Here is a 20,834-nt window from a genome sequence, read left to right on the forward strand (position 1 = left end):
ATGAAATTTGTCCGATTTAAAGATCAGTCAGCTGTCTATAGCGGAGTTTTAAAAGACTCTGAAATCAAAGAAATAAAAGGTGATATCTTTAAAGACTGGGAGTATACAGGCCGTTCTTTTCAAAAAGAGCAGGTTCAGCTGCTTGCACCTATACTGCCAAATCAGATAATCGGAATTGGCGCAAACTACGTCTCAAATAAGGTGGATATACCTGAGGTGCTCCCTGAAATTCCGGTGTTTTTCTTCAAGCCGACCTCATCCGTTATTGGTCCTGAAGAAAATATTGTCATTCCTGCCGGCGCAAAACAGGTGAAATTTGAGTCAGAGCTTGCCATTATCATAGGGAAAGAGGCGAAAAACGTCCCTGAATCAGAGGTTCTGGATTATGTGTTTGGCTACACAATAGGAAATGATGTAACAGCTCCTGTCTTTTTCCACGGGGACGGACACTGGACAATCGGCAAATCATTTGATACATTCACACCTCTTGGACCAGTCATTGAAACAGAGCTTGATCCGTTCAATGTGAATGTGGAAGCGAGATTAAACGGAGCTTTGAAGCAGGATAGCCCGACCGATCTTATGATTATTCCAATTCGAAAAATGATTTCCTATTTAACCAGCGTCATGACTCTGCGGGAAGGGGACGTCATTTTAACAGGAAGTCCTGTTGGGGCAGAATTAGTAAATACAGGTGATGTCATCGAATGCGAAATCAAAGAAATCGGCATTCTAAGGAATTCATTCGCTGAAGCTAGAGAGAGCGTAAAAAGCTAGAGGATCCTTTCTTTACCCGGTATCAGGCATGATATACTAGAGTTAAAGTCAATATGCACCAGAGGTGAGAGGGTTGGATCGAGAAAATATGGTGAAGTCCGTCAGCCGGGCACTGGATATCATCACGCTCGTAAGTTTAAAAAAAGGCGGACTTGGGGTCACCGAAATAGCGAATCAAATCGACATTAATAAAAGCTCCGTTTACAGGATTTTGTCTACACTTGTGCAATACGGCTATATAGAACAGGATGCTGAGACGGGAAAGTACAAGCTTGGCTATAAATTCCTGGAAATCAGTTCAAAGCTGCTTGAATCCATAGATTTAAGAGCTGAAGCGAGAATGTATTTACAGGAACTTGAAAATGAAACAAACGAAGTTATCCATTTAGTTGTGTATGATCAGGGTGAAGTAGTGTATATAGAAAAGCTGGACGGCAGTGAAACGCTGCGAATGCATTCAAAGGTGGGCAAGCGTGCCCCCATGCACTGTACATCAGTTGGAAAAGCCATACTAGCTTATCTTCCGTCAAGCGTGGTATTGGAGATTCTGGAGCGAAAAGGCCTCCCGATGCATACTGACAAAACGATTACGAATAAAGAAGACTTCCTCCTGGAGCTGAATACAGTCAGGCAAAAAGGCTATGCTCTTGACCTGGAAGAGAATGAAAATGGAATTACATGCATCGCCGTGCCTATTTTTGATCATATGGGTAATGCTATTGCAGCTGTGAGTATTTCTGGCCCAACGATTCGCATGACAGAAGAAAGACTGGAACATCTTCAGTCCCGCATGCGAAATATAGGCAGGCAAATATCCTTAAGACTTGGATTTGAAAAATAGAATAAGCTTCAATGGTAAAATTTGTTCGGAGTTCACTTTTCTAAAGGTATACCGGACAAATTTTTTTTGGAGAAAAATAAGAAATTAAATTTTCTAAATATTGTTGAAATTACAATCATAGTTTGTATAATTAATTTGAGGCACCTCGTGTTATACAACAATATTAACTATTGTTGTATAACATGTTTCTTCATTGGAAACAAACAGAAATGATGTTGCGCATTACGAAACAAAAAGGGGGAATTGTTTGTGAGTACGGGGATGTTAGGGTTTTTATCACTGCTTCCGATTTTAGTTGTTGGTATCTTCTTGGTAGGTCTCAGGTGGCCAGCCAGCAAAGCCATGCCAATTTCGTATCTAACCGCGATCGGACTTTCGCTGTTTGTATGGAAAGTGCCTGGAACAACTGTTGCAGCTGCATCTGTCAATGGGTTAGTAGTTGCAGCCACGCTGCTGTACATTATTTTCGGGGCGATTCTTTTGTTAAACACATTGCAGGAGAGCGGCGGAATTAAAACCATTCGCCAGGGCTTTACAGATATTTCTGTAGACAGACGCATTCAGGTTATTATCATCGCCTGGCTGTTCGGCTCATTTATCGAAGGAGCATCAGGCTTTGGAACACCGGCAGCAGTTGCTGTACCGCTGATGGTCGGACTTGGATTCCCGGCTATGGCTGCTGTAATTGCCGGGATGGTGATTCAAAGTACTCCTGTTTCATTTGGGGCAGTGGGAACGCCGATGCTTGTAGGCGTGCAAACAGGTTTATCCGCAGATGCAGGCATTACAGATGATTTTCTTGCACTTGTCACAGAAATTGGAGGCCAGGTTGCGATATTACATATGATTGCCGGAACGCTTATTCCGCTGTTTGTAGTCGCATTGATGACAAGATATTTCGGAAAAAACAAATCATTTTCTGAGGGATTGAAGGTTTGGAAATTCGCCTTATTTTCTGCCTTTGCTATGACCATTCCGTATGTGATTGTTGCAAATACTTTAGGACCGGAATTTCCGTCCATGGTCGGCGGGTTAGCAGGACTTGCAATCGTAGTTTTCGCAGCTAAAAAAGGATTCCTGATGCCGCCAAAAGAAGAAGCATGGGATTTTGAAGAAAAGTCAAAATGGGATCCAGAGTGGACGGGTTCACTTGAAATAAAAGATATCACTCATAAGAGCGGAAATATGAGTATGCTTAAGGCGTGGGCACCGTATATTCTGGTTGGAGCATTTTTAGTGATATCAAGATTGAAAGCGCTTCCTGTCATAGACTGGCTTCAATCATGGGTTGTATCATTTCCGAACATGTTTGGCTCAGAAGTAAGCGCAAGCTTTCAGCCCCTTTATTTACCGGGAACCATCTTTATCTTAGTATCACTCATTACGTTCTTCCTTCACGGAATGAATGGTAGCGCATACAAATCTGCCTGGTCTCAATCAGCTAAAACAACATTAGCTGCATCTACAGCCCTTATCTTTACGGTTCCGATGGTTCAAGTCTTCACAAATTCAAAAGGCGGAGCAGCGGGCTTTGACGCCATGCCAATTGAACTCGCTAACGGAGCAGCAGCCATTGCCGGAGAGTTCTGGCCATTCTTCGCTACTTTTATCGGCGGAATCGGAGCCTTTATCGCAGGAAGCAACACGGTCAGCAACATGATGTTCAGTTTATTTCAATATGATGTCGGCACTCAAATCGGCGTAGATCCTACATGGATTGTAGCCCTTCAAGCTGTTGGCGGAGCTGCAGGAAACATGATTTGTGTTCATAATGTCGTTGCGGCATCAGCAGTGGTTGGCCTTTTCGGTAAAGAAGGCCTTGTTATTCGGAAAACATTATTTCCATTCACTTATTATGCCTTATTATCAGGAGCAGTCGGATATTCCATCGTTTGGTATTCGCAAAAAGGGATCTTCAACCTTGGTTCCTATATTGCCGTTGCGATTGCGATGGCAGCCATATATATTGTCGCGACTAACCAGAAGCGATCCGAAATGATTGTGAGCAGCGATAAGAGCATGAAATTATAAATTGTTTTTGAGTAAGCTGCCTGTTGTACAGGCAGTTTTTTCAAATTTAATTAGGCTCTTCCAGCCTTTAATAAAGACAGCAGCTGACAGCCTCATTAAAATCGGTTCAGACAAAAGATTGAAAGAAATTGTAAAAAAACTGTAATGAAAAAATGAATAGCACCCAATGCTATACTAGTCTTAGAATTATTTTACATTACTGAAGTCATCTCACCAAAGAACAAACTCACGTACCCTGCTTTGAAATCATAATGAAGGAAGGTAGAAAAAATGAGTAAAAATGTTCTGATTCTGACTGGAGATGCCGTTGAAGCCCTGGAGGTATTTTATCCTTATTACCGATGTCTGGAAGAAAATATTTCGTGTACGATTGCTTCCCCTGTAAAGAAGAAACTGCAGACAGTTGTTCATGATTTTCTCCCGGAAATGGATACATTTACAGAGAAGTTAGGCTATAAAATTGATTCACATGCATCTGTTGATGAAATTGATCCTGCTGATTTTGACGGACTGATTATTCCCGGAGGACGAGCACCTGAGTATATTCGCATGAATTCAAAAGTTCAGGAAATTGCTGCTCATTTTTTAAAAGAGGATAAGCCCTTGGGTGTTATCTGCCATGGACAGCTTGTCCTGACAACTGTCCGGGAATATTTAAAAGGACGTGAAGTCACGGCGTACAGTGCATGCAGACCTGAAGTTGAAGCAGCAGGTGCAACATATATTGAAGAAATGCTTCACGTAGATGGAAACCTGGTCACTGGGCACGCCTGGCCTGATTTGCCGGGATTTATGAGAGAATTCTTTAAAGTCCTTCATGTTCCTCAGAAAACAGGGGTTTAATTAAAGGAATGATAAGACTGTGGGAACTTAATCTCACGGTCTTTTTATGTTCATATACAGAGGCTCTAAAAATATGGTTAAAAAATGGTGTATAATAAAAGTAAGAATATTTCGATAAGAGGAGGAGAGTTCATGAAAGTTTCCCTGTTTATCACTTGTTTAGCAGATGTTTTTTATTCAAATGTCGGGAAAAGCACGGTGGAACTGCTTGAAAAGCTGGGCTGTGAGGTTGATTTTCCTAAATCCCAGACCTGCTGCGGTCAGCCTGCCTATAATAGCGGGTATCACAAAGAAACGAGAGAAGTGGCAAAACATATGATCAAAACATTTGAACAATCTGATTATGTTGTAGGGCCATCAGGTTCTTGTGTGGCTATGCTGCATGAATATGAGGAACTGTTTGCAAATGATCCTGACTGGAGAGAAAAAGCTCATCAGCTTGCTGAAAAATCATATGAGCTTACTCAATTTTTGTTGGAAGTACTGAAAGTTGATAACGTAAATGCAGCTCTGCATGCACATGCGACGTATCATAAATCCTGTCATATGACGAGACTGCTCGGGGTCAAGGATGCACCTGAGAGATTGCTCCGGAATGTAAGCGGTTTAAACGTAACACCTCTTCCAAACAGTCATGATTGCTGCGGATTCGGAGGAACGTTTTCTGTTAAAATGGTCCCGATTTCAGAGCAGATGGTCGACGAAAAGCTAAAGCATATTCAAGATACGGATGCCGAACTTTTAATAGGGGCAGACTGCGGCTGTCTGATGAACATCGGCGGCAGAATCAACCGCAAAGGGATTCCGATTAAAGTGATGCATATTGCAGAAGTGCTAAATAGCGGGGTGAAATGACATGCCAATGAAAATAGGAAATGAAGCTTTTTTCGACAGGGTTGAAAAAGGGGTAAATAATCCGTTCATGAGAAATGCTGTTGCCTCTGCACAAGAACGAATGCAGGGAAGGCGCCTGCATGCAACAGAAGAGCTGGGAAATTGGGAAGAGTGGCGGAAACTTGGGGAAGAAATCCGCACACATACGATGGAAAATCTTGATTATTATTTGGAACAGCTGAGTGAAAATGTATCAAAACGGGGAGGTCATGTCTTTTTTGCCTCAACAAAAGAAGAAGCCAACAAATACATAACAGAGATTGCGATTCAGAAACAAGCTAAAAAGGTTGTTAAATCAAAGTCGATGGTAACAGAAGAAATTCATTTGAATGATGCTTTAGAAAAAGCAGGCTGTGAAGTGATTGAGACAGATCTCGGGGAGTATATCCTTCAGCTGGATGACCATGATCCGCCTTCGCATATTGTCGTTCCTGCTCTCCATAAAAACAAAGAACAAATCCGTGACACATTTAAAGAAAAACGCGGCTACGACAAATCAGAAATGCCTGAAGAGCTCGCCTTATTTGCGAGGGAACAGCTTCGCAAGGATTTTCTGAGTGCAGATCTTGGAATCACAGGATGCAATTTTGCAGTAGCAGAATCCGGCTCAATCAGTTTGGTCACGAATGAAGGAAATGCAGGCCTTGTAACAGCATTGCCGAAAACCCAAATTACGGTGATGGGGATGGAGCGCATCGTTCCAACTTGGGAAGAGCTGGATGTATTAGTCAGCTTGCTGTGCAGAAGCGCAGTTGGACAAAAGTTAACGAGCTATATCACAGGATTAACGGGTCCAAAAGATGATGGGGATGCAGACGGTCCAGAAGAATTTCATCTCGTTATCGTAGACAATGGACGTTCGAATATAATAGGCACTGAGTTTCAAAGCGCGCTTCATTGCATCCGGTGTGCAGCATGTGTAAATGTATGTCCAGTTTATCGGCATATTGGAGGTCATTCCTATGGATCAATTTATGCAGGTCCAATTGGTGCCGTCCTTTCGCCATTGCTTGGAGGCTATGAAGATTACAAAGAGCTTCCGTATGCATCATCACTCTGTGCAGCGTGTACAGATGCCTGTCCTGTGAAAATACCTTTGCATGAACTATTAATAAAGCACCGCCGGAAAATTGTTGAAGATGAAGGAAAATCAACATTTGGTGAAAAGCTTGCGATGAAAGGCTATCAGCTGGCTGCAAGCTCGCCAAATTTATACGGGGCAGGAACAAAATCAGCATCAGCGGTGATGTCGCCATTTACAAGTGCAGGCAGCATCAAAAAAGGACCAGGCCCTATCAAGCCATGGACTGATGTAAGGGACTTTCCTGCTCCAAGTAAAGAGAGATTCAGAGACTGGATGAAGGGAAGGGAGGAGAGCAGAAATGATAAAAGGTAACATACAAAATCAAGAGCCATTTCTTGAAACAGTTGCTGCAAAACTCGGCCGGGGCAGAAGAAAAGCAGTGACTAAACCCAACTGGTCGATCACTCCACAATGGGAAGTATTAAAAAATGCGGATGCTGATGAGCTGGCGGAAGTTTTAAAAAAGCAGTGCCTGTTAATCCATACACAGTTTATCGAAACAACTGCTGCTCAGCTTTCTGATAAAATGATGCATGTTTTTGACGAGTATGAAGTGAGATCAGCGGTCATTGCTAAAGACAACCGTTTTCAAGAATTTGGTTTGGATAATGAAATAACCAAAGCATGGCCAATGGCTGGCATACATATTCACGAATGGACGCCCCATTTAAAAGAGAAAAATATTGAAGCCTCAGAAAGAGCCGATATCGGAATCATATTCAGTGATATGACCCTTGCTGAGTCAGGAACCGTTGTGGTATTCAGTGATAAAAACAAAGGAAGGTCCATAAATCTACTTCCTAAAACCTGCCTTTGCATCATCCCAAAAAGCACGATCGTACCGCGATTGACTCAAGCTGCACTACATATAAGCAATCAAATCAAACAGGGCAGCCATTTATCATCATGTGTTGACTTTATTACTGGACCAAGCAACAGTGCAGATATCGAGCTTAATCTGATTGTTGGAGTACACGGGCCAATCAAAGCCACATATATTGTTGTTCAAGATAAATAAATTCAATCCAAAAACCCTGGCTGTTCAAGTATCAGCCAGGGTTTTGCGCTTACTGAATTATATCCTTTCATATATGCGGAAAAGTTTATGAGAAAAGGTAAAAAGAAGCCGGTGCTGTCCGGCTTCTTCCTGAGTTTATGCAAATAATTTCGGAATGCCATTGACAAGCGTGTATCCGCCCATAAGCGCCATGGCTACAACAATCAATGCGCCAAAAATAGTCATCCATACGGGATGCTTATAATCACCGACAATTTTCTTTTTATGTGCAGCAATCAGCATAACTCCAAGGGCGACAGGTAAAATTAATCCGTTGAGTGAGCCTACAAGAATAAGGATTTTAACAGGCTCCCCGATTACAGAAAATACAAATGTTGATACGGCAATAAAGCCAACAATAAACCATTTATGATATTTCTCAATCATTGGACTGAAGGTTCTTATGAAAGAAACAGATGTATAGGCAGCACCTACTACTGATGTTACAGCAGCAGCCCACATGATGACTCCAAACATTTTGTAGCCGACATTACCGGCGGCATGTTTAAATACTGAAGCAGGAGGATTAGCAGGATCTAAAACCAGCCCTTGAGCAACAATACCTAAAGCAGCTAAGAATAAGAATATGCGCATAATGGATGCAATGCCAATTGCGGAAATGGAGCTTTTCGTTACTTGAGGGAGGGCAGCTTGTCCTTTAATGCCCGCTTCAAGCAACCGGTGTCCTCCGGCAAATGTGATATATCCTCCAACAGTTCCTCCTACAAGAGTGACAATCGCAAGGTAATCAATCGTGTCAGGCATAACCGTTTTTACTGCAGCTTCAGCATAAGGCGGCTGGGCCGATACCATGACGTAAACAGTAAGGGCGATCATGACAAAGCCCATTACTTGTGCAAAACGGTCCATCACTTTACCGGCTTCTTTTACAAGAAAGATACCAATTGCGACGATGCCGCTTAGAATAGCTCCTGTTTGAGAGGACATCCCAAACATAACATTGGCGCCGAGTCCAGCTCCGCCGATGTTTCCTATATTAAATGCTAGTCCCCCAAGTACGATTAAGATTGAAATGAAATACCCAAGACCTGGAAAGACTGCATTCGCTATATCCTGTGCTGGTTTTTCAGCGACTGCAATGATGCGCCATATATTCAGCTGCGCACCAAGATCAATTATGATGGACATTAAAATGACAAACCCGAAACTTGCAGCCAGCAATTGTGTAAAATGTGTGGTTTGAGTTAAAAATCCAGGCCCGATGGCTGAAGTAGCCATCAAAAAGGCTGCGCCAAGCAGCAGGCTAAAGTTGGATTGTTTTTTCATGATGAGACCTCCAGAATTTTGTTAAGCAAGAATACTTCCTGCTTTTTCAATGCTTATTCCTGCATGCTGCAGGGCAACTGATATGTATTTAGCAAATGGAAGGGCATGAACGCCGTCTCCATGTATGCAGATTGTATCTGCTTTAATGGATAGGTTTTTCCCGGAAAGGGATGTGACCTTCCCATCTTTCACCATTCGTATGACTTGTGCTACAGCCGCTTCTTGATCCTCAATCAAAGCCCGCGGGTCCCGCCTTGAGGTTAACGTGCCATTGTCCTGATAGGTTCTGTCTGAAAAAACCTCATTTGCGGTTTTTAAACCCAATTTCTCCCCAGCTTTAATTAACTCACTGCCTGCCAGTCCGAATAAAATGAAACTGGAATCAACTTTGTAGACAGCTTCCGCAATGGCTTCTGAAATTTGGCTGTTGACTGAGGCCATATTATACAGGGCACCATGCGGTTTAACGTGCTGAACAGAACCTCCTTCAGAGGATGCAAAGCCTGATAAAGCGCCGATTTGATAGACAACAAGATCATATACTTCTCTCGGAGTGAGGTCCATATTTCTTCTACCAAATCCGGTTAAGTCATGAAAACCGGGATGTGCTCCGATTCCAACACCTTTTTCAATCGCAAGTTTAACTGTTTTTCTCATAGTAGAAGGATCGCCGGCATGAAATCCGCAGGCAATATTGGCAGAAGAAACGAAATTCAATATGTCTTCATCGTTTCCCAGTACATAAGCACCAAAGCTTTCTCCCATATCACAGTTTAAATCAACCTTATGCATGTCTTTCATCTCCCTAATTCAATTTCAGCAGCATGCCCTGTTTTAATAGCTGCAATCTTCTTTCTCTGTCTATCAGCAGCTCCTGAGCTTCCTCAAGCGATATTTCCTTGAACCGGACAACCTCACCTGGTTTAAATTGGGCAAGGTAGGGCAAATCGACAGAGGCGACCTGTGCGATTTTTGGATATCCGCCGGTAGTCTGTCTGTCAGCCAGCAGGATAATCGGGTTGCCGTCTGCAGGAACTTGAATCGTTCCAAAGCTGACAGCTTCGGAAATCATTTCTGTTTTGTCTTCTAATGTAAGCTGCGGGCCTTCCATCCTGTAACCCATTCGGTCAGAATTAGGTGTTATTTTAAACGTTTCAGAGAAAATCATGGATTTGCTTTCCTCTGAAAAGTCTTCAAATTGCCTTCCTTTAATAACACGCACGCTTTCATCTTCTCGCAGGAAAGGAATAAATTCGGGAGATGCAGACCATTCGATTTCTGAATAAAGAGCCGAGTCATGAAGAGCTTCATGCAGTTTAATGGATTGTTCAGACATCTTTCCAACAGATAGTATATCCCCATTCTCGATGGCTCTTCCTTCATATCCGCCAATTCCTGCTCTCAGGTAGGTTGATTTGCTTCCCATCACTTCAGGGACTTCAATTCCGCCAGCGACTGCAAGATAAGCTCTGCACCCTTTTTTAGCTCCGCCAAATGAAAGCAAGCTTCCTTTTTTCACAAATAATGGCTTCCACATTTTTGCAGGCCTGTCATTCAGAATGGGAGATAAATCTCCTCCGCAAACAGAAATCATGGAATCTGATTGAAATTCAAAGTGTGCTCCGATCAATGTCATTTCAATGGCTGCCTCGTTCTCTGAATTTCCGACAAGCATATTTGCAATTCTATGGGAGAGGGTATCCATTGCACCGCTTGCGATCACGCCGTACTTTTGAGAACCATATCTGCCAAGATCTTGAATAGATGTCAGAAGGCCTGATTTATTGACTTTTATCGTCATATCATTCTCTCCTTTTCTTCAAGAAATTGATCATATGAAATCGGTTTGAACCTAATAACATCACCGGCTTTTAATAGACTTGGAGATTTTCTTTCAGGCTGAAAAAGCTTTAAAGGAGTCTGTCCTATTAACTGCCACCCGCCAGGAGTCTCAATTGGATAGATCCCTGTCTGACTACCTGCAATTCCTACTGATCCAGCGGGGATTTTTAATCTCGGAGAACTTCTTCTTGGAGCCGCAATCTTTTCAGACATTCCTCCAATGTAAGGAAAGCCGGGAGCGAAGCCAATCATATACACTAAATATTCACTTTCAGAATGAATGCTTATGACCTCTTCGGGCGATAACTTGTTATGTTCTGCTACAAATTCCAGATCCGGACCAAGCTCTCCGCCGTAGCATACAGGAATCAGAACGGTTCTTCCAGACTCAGATTGTGCTTTATCAAGCGTTTTCATCGTTTCTGATATGTATTCTGAAACAATCTGATAGGGATAGGAATCCGGGTTCACTCTGCTCGCTTTTATGGGATCATAGATAAGCGTCACCGTTGTAAATGCAGGAATGCATTCGATCAGCCAGTCTGGTGAATGCTGGTCAAAATAGGAGAAGACATGCTGAACGTTTTCATGAGTATTATTTTCAATCATCTTTCCAAGTTCAATAATAATAGCGGCATCACCTAAAGGACTTAGGGTAAATTCCATTTCAGCACCTCCTAAAATTGATGTATAAATATGAATAATCAATTCATATTAGATGTAGTTCATCTTATAATAAGAAAGCTCAGAATTCAAATGACTCTTTATAAAATTTGGGTTTGACAAGAAAAGGAAAGTGAAGTAAATTTGAAGTAAGCTTTTATATTCTCTATACAATCATCCTTAAAAAAGGGGTTTTGTTATATGTTAGGTGTCGTTCTTAACTAATCCGTAATTTCATACGGTCATCACTGTGCCCGGCGTGCAAAAATAGATTTTGCAATGCTTATTTAACTATGCGCAGATCGATGAGTTAAGAACAAATCATAGCATATGAGAGGTGCCTGCTCAGCTGTGTTTTTATGCACAGTTTTTTATTTGTCCAAAAAAGGATGAGAGCAGTATGGAGAAAAAGCGCTCTATAGACCATTTCAGCCGCAATGAACGTTTGTTCATTGCGGCTTTTTTTCGTTACTAAAGGAGGAATATTTACATGAACAACCATACTTTGAACGTTTTAGATTACCTTACTATAAAAGAAACAATCAGCACTTATGCAATGACAGACTCTGGCAAGCAGCGGGTATTAGCCATTATGCCGATGTCTCATGTTAAACAGATTCAGGCCCTTTTGTCAGAAACAGACGAAGCAGCTGCCATTTTGGAGAAAAGTTCAAGTGTCCCTATTTCAGGTCTTGAAGGCATTGAAATCATAGTAAAGCAGTTTAATAAAGGTGTTGCCTTAAGACCGCATCACTTTTCACAGCTTCTGTCATTTATAGAAGACGGCTTGAAAATGAAACGGTTCATGAATGATAAAGAAATGCTGGCACCCCGTGTGTCCTCATATGTACATGGAATTGAAGAGCTTCCTGAGATCGCTGCTGAAATCACCAGATGCATTCGAAACGGCAGAGTTGACGACATGGCGGGAAAAGAGCTGTCAAAAGTAAGAAAACAGCTGGCCATTGCAAATGACCGTTTGAAAGAAAAACTGAACTCCATTGTCAAGTCTCAGAAATATAAGAGCTACTTGCAGGACGCCATTGTAAGTGAACGCGGCGGACGCTTATGTATATCTGTTAAAAGAGAATATAAAGGGAAAATTAAAGGTGCGGTCATGGATGCATCAGCATCAGGTTCAACACTATATGTTGAACCTGAAGATGCAGCGTCCATTCAGGATCAGATTTATCTATTATTGTCACAGGAAGAACTGGAGTCCGAAAAGATTTTAAGTTATTTAACCGGCTTGGCAGAGTCTCATGAAAAACAGCTTCTTCAATCAATAGAAGTGATGGTGCATTATGACGTATTATTTGCAAAAGCAAAATACAGCCGCATGATTGACGGCAGGGCACCAGCTGTTCATGATCAAAAAATGATCAGCCTGAAAAATGCCAGGCATCCGCTTTTGGGAAGCAAAGCCGTTCCTCTTACTATTGAAATAGGGAAGGATTTTCAGGCCCTCGTCATTACCGGTCCTAATACTGGCGGAAAAACAGTGGTTTTAAAAACGGTAGGTCTCCTTGTTCTAATGGCACAATCCGGGTTCCATATCCCTGCTGATAAGGAAAGTTCAATTGGCATTTACCAGCAGATTTTGCTTGATATTGGTGATGGGCAAAGCATTGAACAAAACTTGAGCACGTTCAGTTCACACATGACGAATATTATTTCAATTTTAAAGAAAACAAATGAATATAGCCTTGTATTGCTAGATGAGCTAGGATCAGGAACAGATCCGGGAGAAGGAATGGGGCTTGCAAGTGTCATTCTTCAAAAAATTCATCAAAAAGGTGCGACCTTGCTTGCCACGACACATTACAGTGAAATAAAGGACTTTGCTGAAAAAGAAGAAGGCTTCAAAAATGGATCGATGGATTTTGATATTGAAACCCTTCAGCCAACCTATAAACTTAAGATAGGCGTAGGCGGGGAGAGTCAGGCGTTTTCCATTGCCCTCCGTTTAGGCATGCATCCGGAATTAATTGAAAAAGCACATGCCATCACGTATAAAGAAACAAAAAGGTACGGAAAAGCTCAATATGATCTATATGAAAAAAAGGAACTGGATAAACAAATTTCCGTCAATCGTTACAAAAAGAAACAGACAAAAGCAATAGAGGCAGAGGTGCAGACTTTTATAAAAGGAGACAATGTGCTTTTAAAAGCAACAAATGAGCACGGAATTGTATACAGCGGTCCGGATAAGGGGGGAAACTACACGGTCTTTGTTAAAGGGATAAAACAATCTATTAATCATAAACGAATGCAGCTTCATATTTCAGCTGAAGAGCTTTATCCGGAAGATTACGACTTTGATATCATTTTTGAATCAGCAGAAAATCGAAAAAAAGCGGCACAAATGCAAAAAAGACACTCTGATTTAACCATTGAACGAGATCATTAAAAAGAGAGGGACATCATTGTCCCTCTTCCTCCATTTCCTGATTATCTTCATCTATGATATCACCGTCTGTTTCTTCCTCAACTTCTTCTTCAACATCATCGTTCATTTCATCCTGTTCGCCATCACCGCATGCAGTCAGGCCGCCAAGCATGATAGCAAGTGCCATTCCGCCTGTTAAGCATTTCTTTTTCCAGGTCATCTAATTGCCCCTCCTATTAAAAGAATTTATATTCATTAAATACCCAGACTGCCATTGTTTAAACAAAGAATGGAAGGATTGTAATAAGAAAGGAGAATAAAAGAATGAAAAATATTGATAAGAGAAACAGGTTAAATGATGAGATGTTCAGTTATCAATTAACTAAGGATCAAGCAGTTCTAATTTCTTGGTACGGAAAACAAATAAAAGTCTTGAAAGGGAAGGCTGCAGCTAAATTCCTTGCAAATGCAGAGAAAGCAGAAACTGATATAGATATTCAGCTGCTTCTAGCTAAAGCTACCGGAAATTTTAAAAGAGGAAACGAAAAGAGAAGCCTTTAAGAAAAGGCTTCTCTTATTTACATTTTTGTGTCATAAGCATCATGTTTCTTCTGATGTTATGGCATCAGCTGCAAGCAGCGCGCCAACTGCCTGAAGGTATCCGCCAAACCAGCTTAGAACCCTTCCTGTTTCAGGAAGCTCCTTTAAAAAATAAATGCCGCTTACGCCATCTGCAGCAGCACCGCCCGCAATTAAAAGATATCCGGCAGTAAGCTGTTCATGATAGGTGAGATTTTTCTGTGCAGCAGCTCCGAGTGCTTCTGCGGTTGCTCCGAGTGTCTGAACCGCATTGCCTATCACATCAACATAATAGCCATCTCGCTTTTGATCATTAAGAAGGAAGACTCTGGATGCGGCGTTTGCTGAATTTCCTGCTGCCTGAAGCAAGCTGCCAACTACACTTACTTTCTTTTCCGGATGGTCTGCTCTCCCGATTGACTGAAGGATATTTCCTGCCGCTTCAATACTGTTGCCCTGGCCGGTCAAATTATAAGAAAGTTTTTCTTTGCCAATTAGATTAATGCTTTCTCCAGATGCATTAATGAGTGTACCCGCCACAATAAGCCATGCGCCGATGACATCTAATTCTTTTTCAGTTGCTTTCATACAGGACACCCCGCAGCCATAGATGGAGTTTAATGATTACAGCATATGGAATATTAAATGATTGTTGATTTGGGCAGGAATGCAGTGCGGTTTTAGCGGCCGCATATAAAGAGCGTTTTTAATTTCATTACTTTGTACATAAGTGCTGCATTTCTGCCTTTTTGCGTTTGATTATTGATTTTTGGACGAAGACATTCAATAAAAGAATAATCACACTCACAAGGTGAAATCCCGCGGTCTAAACAGTGGTCATGCCTTTGACAGCAGGCATCCACATCATTTATTGGCAGACCCGGCCCGCTGCAGCCTGGCCCGCACCATCTGTATTCAGGGAAAATACAGCGTGCCCTTCTTTTCCTATTCTTTCTTCCTGACATTTGGAGATCTCCTTTTTTATTCATATACTCTATTTATATGTATGCACATGGATAAAGGGATTGGCGAAATCCCATGCCATATTAAAAATCCATCCTGTTTATACATGAAATGTTTTTTAAAATCAGTACGTTCTGTTTCTTCCTTTCTAAAGTGGGTAATATAGTAACAATATGACCTATTAAATTCACAGCAGCTTAAGAGAGATTTTTTCTAAACCGAAGGGAGAACAAAACCTTGAAATTCACTTCAGAACAAAGGATTCAACTGCATGAATTCAATAATCTTACGAAATCGCTCAGCTTCAATATGTACGATGTTTGCTACACAAAGACAAAAGAAGAGCGAGAAGCTTATATACAGTATATTGATGAGCAGTACAATGCCGAGCGTTTAACCAAAATTTTAAAAAACGTCACGGATATTATCGGTGCACACGTGCTGAATGTTGCTCAGCAAAACTATGTTCCGCAGGGAGCAAGCGTGACCATTCTCGTATCAGAGGGCCCAGTTGTAGAAGTACCTAATGAATCATACGAAGAATCACCAGGTCCGCTTCCTGACTCAGTGGTGATGCAGCTTGATAAAAGCCATATTACCGTCCATACATATCCCGAATACCATCCTAATGAAGGAATCAGCACCTTCAGAGCAGATATTGATGTGTCAACCTGCGGGGAAATCTCACCCCTAAAAGCACTCAATTACTTAATCCATTCTTTTGATACAGATATTATGACAATGGATTACCGGGTTAGAGGGTTCACGAGGGATATAAACGGCGAAAAGCTCTTTATTGACCATGACATCAATTCTATTCAAAATTACATACCAGAAAATGTAAAGGACGCATATGACATGATTGATGTGAATGTGTACCCCCAGAATATCTTCCATACGAAATGCAAGCTGAAGGAATTTGATTTGAATAATTATTTATTTGGCTATACAAAGGACAAACTCAGTAAAAATGAGAGAAACGAAATTACAGACCGGCTGAAAATCGAAATGGATGAAATTTTTTACGGTAAGAATATGAAACCATTTTCAGGATGAAGCAACGAGGGCTTTCCCGCTATATACGGGAAGGCCCTTAGCTTTGATGCTTTCAAAAATTCGGAAGTTGGATTATCATAATGTAAATATGGGAGAAAAAAGGGGTAAAGGAGCAGCCATTATGAAACCAGTCGAGATCAAACGGAAGATCCTCCGTATTTCAAACGGCAACGCTGCCAAGGAAGAGGATTCAATCGTAACAGAATATCCGGTAACGGTTAAGGTTAATGGTGAAGAATTCGTTACTATGGTCTGCTCGCCTGAATATATTGAGGACATGGTAATCGGGTATCTTGCCTCAGAAGGATTCATTCAAAGCTGCAGGGATATAAAAGAGCTCTGGATGCAGAAAAAAGAAGGCTTTGTTCACGTCAAAACAGTGAGAGACAATCCTTACTTTCAACATTTTAAGCATAAACGCTATGTCACTTCCTGCTGCGGGATGAGCCGGCAAGGCTTTGTTTTTGCCAGTGATGCAAGGACAGCGAAGAAAATGCACGGCATTCATGTGCAAATAACCCCTGAAACTTGTTTTTTTCTTATGAAACAGATGCAAAGTCAGGCATCTGTTTTTCATCAAACAGGAGGCGTGCATAATGCGGCTCTATGTGATGAAAATGGCGTGATGCTAAGCAGAATGGATATTGGGAGACATAATGCCCTGGATAAGATATATGGACACTGTTTAAAAAACAATATTTCTGTTCGTGATAAAATCCTAGTGTTCAGCGGGAGAATCTCTTCAGAAATTCTAATGAAAACAGCTAAAATCGGTTGTGAAATCGTTTTATCAAAATCAGCTCCCACTGAATTAGCATTGAATCTGGCTGATGAACTTGGAATGACGGTCGTTGGCTTTATAAGAGATTCTTCTTTGAATGTCTATACACATCCGCAAAGAATCATTCACACATAAGATATCTGATTGTTTCATTTAGTTCGCATATTCTGAAGCTTGCATGTAAAATACATAACAGAAGAGAGGCGAGGAATATGACAAATTCTGTACTGGATTCATGGAACCGGCCGCTCAGGGATTTAAGAATTTCTGTCACAGACCGGTGTAATTTCCGCTGCCGCTACTGTATGCCGGAAGAAATATTTGGACCTGATTATTCATTCTTGTCATCTGAGAAAATCTTGTCTTTTGAAGAGATTGAGAGATTAGCAGTCATTTTTTCATCATTAGGTGTTAAAAAACTCCGCCTTACAGGAGGAGAGCCGCTGCTCAGAAGAGAGCTTCCTGTGTTGATAAGGATGCTTAAAACAGTTGATGGAATTGAAGACATCGGGTTAACGACAAATGGGTCTCTATTAAGAGCGTTTGCTGATGAACTGTATGAGGCAGGTTTAAGACGAGTCACGGTAAGTCTGGATTCTTTGAATGAAGAGCGCTTTGCGGAAATGAATGGCCGCCGCAGCAAGGTGAAAACGATTCTTGACGGGATTGAAGCAGCAGCTGCAGCAGGCTTACAGGTCAAGATTAATATGGTCGTTCAAAAAGGGATCAACGACGAAGACATACTTCCAATGGCCGAGTACTTCAAAGTGAAAGGACATACCCTCCGATTCATTGAATATATGGATGTGGGAAACACAAATGGATGGAAGCTTGACCATGTTGTTTCAAAAAAGGAAATTTTGAACTTGATTGAAGAACGGTTTCCTATCATTAAGATACCTCCAAACTATCATGGGGAAGTCGCTGAAAGGTATAAGTATCAAGACCAATCTGCAGAGATCGGCATCATCTCATCTGTGACCGATTCTTTTTGTTCAACTTGTTCACGTGCCCGGATATCGGCTGAAGGCAAGCTTTATACCTGTCTTTTTGCCTCAAAAGGGTCAGATCTCAAAGAACTGATCCGTTCAGGAAAAAGCAACATGGAGCTGACAGCTATCATTCAGGACATATGGAATAAACGAAGCGACCGTTACTCTGACGAAAGGACAGGCGAGACTCGCCGGCAGAATAAAGTGGAGATGTCTCATATCGGAGGATAATTGGCAGAGAGGAGATAACAGTTTGATAGAAAAAAGAACACCCATTGCAGTTTCTGAAGCTGTTCAAAAAGTTATGAACTATGCCAGTAGAGGACAAGCGGAGCCAGTGCCGCTTGAAAACTCATACAGACGTTTTTTAGCTGAAGATTTAATTGCAGATCATGATGTGCCCTCTTTTGACAGGTCCCCTTATGATGGATTTGCCGTCCGTGCTGCAGATACTGCTCAGATTTCCAGGACTAATCCAGGAGTTTTTGAAGTGATCGGGGAGATAGGCGCTGGTTCTGTCTTTCAAGGAAGAGTTGGCCGAAATCAGGCAGTAAGGATTATGACCGGCGCCCAAATACCAGCAGGTACTGATGCGGTTGTCATGCTTGAACTGACGAAAGAGCTTGAATCTGCAGAAGGAAAAAAATTCGAATTAAAACGATCCTTAAAAAGCGGAGAAAACATCTCGTTTCAGGGAGAGGATACACAAAAAGGCACTACATTGGCAGCTGAAGGAAGCTTTATTACACCAGGCATTGCCGCGCTGCTTGCAACATTCGGATATGATGAGGTTCCATGTGTGAAAAAGCCGATAATCGGAGTGCTCGCAACTGGAAGTGAACTGCTTGAAGTAAATGAACCGCTTCAGCCCGGAAAAATCCGCAACAGCAACTCCTATATGATTCTTGCTCAAATTGAACGGGCAGGAGGGGAAGCAAAATATCTCGGAAAATTCAGTGATGATCTTGAACAATGTGTCATTGCCGTCAAAGATGCGTTAAGTCAAGTTGATTTATTGATTACGACAGGCGGTGTGTCGGTGGGTGATTATGATTATTTGCCGTCCATTTATGAAAAGCTCGGAGCAAATGTACTCTTTAATAAAATTGCGATGAGGCCGGGAAGTGTCACTACAGTTGCTGCTATGGATCAAAAATTGCTTGTCGGACTTTCGGGGAATCCATCCGCTTGTTTTGTAGGATTTGAATTGTTTGTCAGGCCGGTCATCCGGCACCATAATTTTCATAGATCACCGCATGTAAGAAAAGAAAAAGCCTATTTGGGGAAGGATTTTCCAAAGGCTAATCCATTTACAAGGTTTGTCAGGGCTGGACTTCATTATGATGATGGAAGGCTGACCGTTCTTCCTTCAGGCTTTGATAAATCAAGTGCGGTTTCCTCTTTGGCTGAAGCAAATGCCCTTATTATTCTGCCGGGCGGAACGAGAGGCTATCAGGCTGGCATGATGGTGGATGTCCTGTTATTGGATGATCAAAGGGGAAGTGAGTATCCATGGGAAAACATTGTGCCGTCATACAAATAACCGGGCATCAAAATTCTGGAAAAACGACTTTAATGGAAAAACTCATAAAAAAAGCTTTAGAAAATAGCCATCATACAGGTACAATCAAACATCACGGCCATGGAGGCATGCCAGATTCGAGGCTTACAGCTAAAGACAGTGATCGCCATTCAAAAGCGGGAGCTGTTCTGGCAGGGGTTGAAGGGGATGGTCTCCTGCAGCTGAATTTCGCCGAACAAAAATGGCCGCTTGCAAAGCTCGTGGAAATCTATCAAACGATGTCAATTGATACAATTTTCATAGAAGGATATAAAAAAGAACAGTTTCCAAAAGTCGTTTTAATCAAAAATGAAAATGATCTTTCTCTCTTAAAATTAAGCAGCATCATCTGCATCATTACTTGGATTGATATTCTTAACTTAGATATACAAGTTCCAATCTTTCATATTAAGGACGAAAAGAACTACATACATTACATTATGGAAATTGTGAGGGACCAGCATGAGTCAGGAATATTTTGAGATGACCAAAAATCCAATTTCAGCTGATGAAGTAACGGATAAAGTGGCCCGACGAGAAGCTGGAGCCATTACAGCCTTTATCGGCACAGTAAGAGAATTTACAAAAGGCAAAAGAACGCTTCATTTAGAATATCAGGCTTATGAACCGATGGCTGTTAAAATGCTTGAACAAATTGGCACTGAAATAAAAGAGCGATGGCCGGATGCCATAACAGCCATTACCCATCGCATAGGAAAGCTCGAGATTTCAGATATAGCTGTTGTGATTGCCGTCTCCTCCCCACACAGGAAAACAGCTTATGAAGCAAATGAATATGCGATTGAACGGATCAAACAGATTGTTCCCATCTGGAAAAAAGAACATTGGGAGGATGGAACAATGTGGATCGGCGATCAGCTTGAACAAACACCATACCCTGAGGGAAACCGAAGAAAGAGGGCTGAATAAATGATTAAAATCTTATTTTTTGCCCATTTGCAGGATGAGGCCGGTACCGCTGCAATGGAAATTGACAAAAGCGGCCTTACGGTGGGCGAATTAAAACTGTGGGTACAGGAAAACCACGGTCTCCAAGGTTTAACTAGCGTTATGACAGCAGTTAATGAATCCTTTGCAAATGAAAGTGATTTAATTAAAGACGGAGACACTGTAGCCTTTATTCCTCCGGTAAGCGGAGGCTAGGATAGGGAAAGTTCCAGTTTTACTGGGACT

23 protein-coding genes are annotated in these 20,834 nt (G+C 41.7%); 16 read left to right on the plus strand and 7 right to left on the minus strand.

Features of this window, described 5'->3' with window-relative positions:
* The 7 genes from E2R53_RS06125 (at position 1) to E2R53_RS06155 (ending at position 7,488) form a co-directional block, all read left to right on the plus strand.
* Complete coding sequence (locus tag E2R53_RS06125; protein ID WP_133310857.1) at positions 1-777, plus strand: fumarylacetoacetate hydrolase family protein; 777 nt, start codon at positions 1-3, stop codon at positions 775-777.
* Positions 778-850: 73 nt separating this feature from the next.
* Entirely contained in the window at positions 851-1,618 is a 768-nt protein-coding gene (locus E2R53_RS06130) for an IclR family transcriptional regulator (RefSeq protein ID WP_133310858.1), read from the plus strand.
* Between the two features lie 249 nt (positions 1,619-1,867).
* Positions 1,868-3,649, plus strand: coding sequence for an L-lactate permease (locus tag E2R53_RS06135; protein ID WP_133310859.1), 1,782 nt, complete (start codon positions 1,868-1,870; stop codon positions 3,647-3,649).
* Between the two features lie 270 nt (positions 3,650-3,919).
* Entirely contained in the window at positions 3,920-4,492 is a 573-nt protein-coding gene (locus E2R53_RS06140) for a DJ-1/PfpI family protein (RefSeq protein ID WP_133310860.1), read from the plus strand.
* 132 nt (positions 4,493-4,624) lie between these two features.
* Entirely contained in the window at positions 4,625-5,347 is a 723-nt protein-coding gene (locus tag E2R53_RS06145; RefSeq protein ID WP_133310861.1) for a (Fe-S)-binding protein, read from the plus strand.
* 1 nt (position 5,348) lies between these two features.
* Entirely contained in the window at positions 5,349-6,782 is a 1,434-nt protein-coding gene (locus E2R53_RS06150) for a LutB/LldF family L-lactate oxidation iron-sulfur protein (protein WP_133310862.1), read from the plus strand.
* The gene (locus E2R53_RS06155) at positions 6,769-7,488 is read left to right on the plus strand and encodes a LutC/YkgG family protein (RefSeq protein ID WP_133310863.1); all 720 of its coding nucleotides are present in this window, start codon (positions 6,769-6,771) and stop codon (positions 7,486-7,488) included. The genes E2R53_RS06150 and E2R53_RS06155 overlap by 14 nt, the downstream gene beginning before the upstream one ends.
* A 135-nt stretch (positions 7,489-7,623) precedes the next feature.
* Here E2R53_RS06155 and E2R53_RS06160 read toward each other — a convergent pair whose 3' ends face one another.
* Genes E2R53_RS06160 through pxpB form a run of 4 tightly spaced genes read right to left on the minus strand, consistent with a single transcriptional unit; the run spans position 7,624 to position 11,322 of the window.
* Positions 7,624-8,814, minus strand: a complete 1,191-nt coding sequence (locus tag E2R53_RS06160) for an NRAMP family divalent metal transporter (RefSeq protein ID WP_133310864.1) — start codon at positions 8,812-8,814, stop codon at positions 7,624-7,626.
* Between the two features lie 21 nt (positions 8,815-8,835).
* Positions 8,836-9,606, minus strand: a complete 771-nt coding sequence (locus tag E2R53_RS06165; RefSeq protein ID WP_133310865.1) for a LamB/YcsF family protein — start codon at positions 9,604-9,606, stop codon at positions 8,836-8,838.
* A 13-nt stretch (positions 9,607-9,619) separates the two neighbouring features.
* Positions 9,620-10,615, minus strand: a complete 996-nt coding sequence (locus E2R53_RS06170) for a biotin-dependent carboxyltransferase family protein (protein ID WP_133310866.1) — start codon at positions 10,613-10,615, stop codon at positions 9,620-9,622.
* The gene (gene pxpB, locus E2R53_RS06175) at positions 10,612-11,322 is read right to left on the minus strand and encodes a 5-oxoprolinase subunit PxpB (RefSeq protein WP_133310867.1); all 711 of its coding nucleotides are present in this window, start codon (positions 11,320-11,322) and stop codon (positions 10,612-10,614) included. The genes E2R53_RS06170 and pxpB overlap by 4 nt, the downstream gene beginning before the upstream one ends.
* Positions 11,323-11,809: 487 nt before the next feature.
* Between pxpB and E2R53_RS06180 the strand changes: the two genes are divergently transcribed.
* Positions 11,810-13,729, plus strand: a complete 1,920-nt coding sequence (locus E2R53_RS06180) for an endonuclease MutS2 (RefSeq protein ID WP_133310868.1) — start codon at positions 11,810-11,812, stop codon at positions 13,727-13,729.
* 13 nt (positions 13,730-13,742) lie between these two features.
* Here the strand turns inward: E2R53_RS06180 and E2R53_RS06185 are convergent, their stop codons facing one another.
* The gene (locus E2R53_RS06185) at positions 13,743-13,928 is read right to left on the minus strand and encodes a hypothetical protein (RefSeq protein WP_133310869.1); all 186 of its coding nucleotides are present in this window, start codon (positions 13,926-13,928) and stop codon (positions 13,743-13,745) included.
* 104 nt (positions 13,929-14,032) lie between these two features.
* On the opposite strand from E2R53_RS06185, the gene E2R53_RS06190 reads away from it, so the two are divergent.
* A complete protein-coding gene (locus E2R53_RS06190) occupies positions 14,033-14,269 on the plus strand; it encodes a hypothetical protein (protein WP_133310870.1) in 237 nt (78 codons plus the stop codon).
* A gap of 39 nt (positions 14,270-14,308) precedes the next feature.
* Here E2R53_RS06190 and E2R53_RS06195 read toward each other — a convergent pair whose 3' ends face one another.
* Both E2R53_RS06195 and E2R53_RS06200 read right to left on the minus strand, forming a co-directional pair.
* Complete coding sequence (locus E2R53_RS06195; RefSeq protein WP_133310871.1) at positions 14,309-14,875, minus strand: DUF6944 family repetitive protein; 567 nt, start codon at positions 14,873-14,875, stop codon at positions 14,309-14,311.
* 92 nt (positions 14,876-14,967) lie between these two features.
* A complete protein-coding gene (locus tag E2R53_RS06200; protein ID WP_133310872.1) occupies positions 14,968-15,252 on the minus strand; it encodes a phospholipase in 285 nt (94 codons plus the stop codon).
* A gap of 235 nt (positions 15,253-15,487) precedes the next feature.
* On the opposite strand from E2R53_RS06200, the gene speD reads away from it, so the two are divergent.
* The 7 genes from speD (at position 15,488) to moaD (ending at position 20,804) form a co-directional block, all read left to right on the plus strand.
* Positions 15,488-16,306 (plus strand): adenosylmethionine decarboxylase, encoded by an 819-nt coding sequence (gene speD / locus E2R53_RS06205; protein WP_133310873.1) that lies wholly within the window; start codon positions 15,488-15,490, stop codon positions 16,304-16,306.
* Positions 16,307-16,427: 121 nt separating this feature from the next.
* Positions 16,428-17,222: a formate dehydrogenase accessory sulfurtransferase FdhD gene (fdhD, locus tag E2R53_RS06210; protein WP_133310874.1), complete on the plus strand. Its 795-nt coding sequence runs from the start codon at positions 16,428-16,430 to the stop codon at positions 17,220-17,222.
* A gap of 77 nt (positions 17,223-17,299) precedes the next feature.
* Positions 17,300-18,310, plus strand: a complete 1,011-nt coding sequence (gene moaA / locus E2R53_RS06215) for a GTP 3',8-cyclase MoaA (protein WP_133310875.1) — start codon at positions 17,300-17,302, stop codon at positions 18,308-18,310.
* A gap of 25 nt (positions 18,311-18,335) precedes the next feature.
* Positions 18,336-19,622, plus strand: a complete 1,287-nt coding sequence (locus E2R53_RS06220) for a molybdopterin molybdotransferase MoeA (RefSeq protein WP_133311184.1) — start codon at positions 18,336-18,338, stop codon at positions 19,620-19,622.
* Positions 19,592-20,122, plus strand: a complete 531-nt coding sequence (mobB, locus tag E2R53_RS06225) for a molybdopterin-guanine dinucleotide biosynthesis protein B (RefSeq protein WP_133310876.1) — start codon at positions 19,592-19,594, stop codon at positions 20,120-20,122. Before E2R53_RS06220 ends, mobB begins: the two co-directional genes overlap by 31 nt.
* Positions 20,103-20,570, plus strand: a complete 468-nt coding sequence (locus tag E2R53_RS06230) for a molybdenum cofactor biosynthesis protein MoaE (protein WP_133310877.1) — start codon at positions 20,103-20,105, stop codon at positions 20,568-20,570. Before mobB ends, E2R53_RS06230 begins: the two co-directional genes overlap by 20 nt.
* Positions 20,571-20,804, plus strand: coding sequence for a molybdopterin converting factor subunit 1 (gene moaD, locus E2R53_RS06235; RefSeq protein WP_133310878.1), 234 nt, complete (start codon positions 20,571-20,573; stop codon positions 20,802-20,804). It abuts the gene before it with no gap.
* Positions 20,805-20,834: the final 30 nt, after the last annotated feature.

Origin of the sequence: Peribacillus frigoritolerans (assembly GCF_004358755.1) — a bacterium.
GTDB lineage: Bacteria > Bacillota > Bacilli > Bacillales > Bacillaceae > Bacillus_P.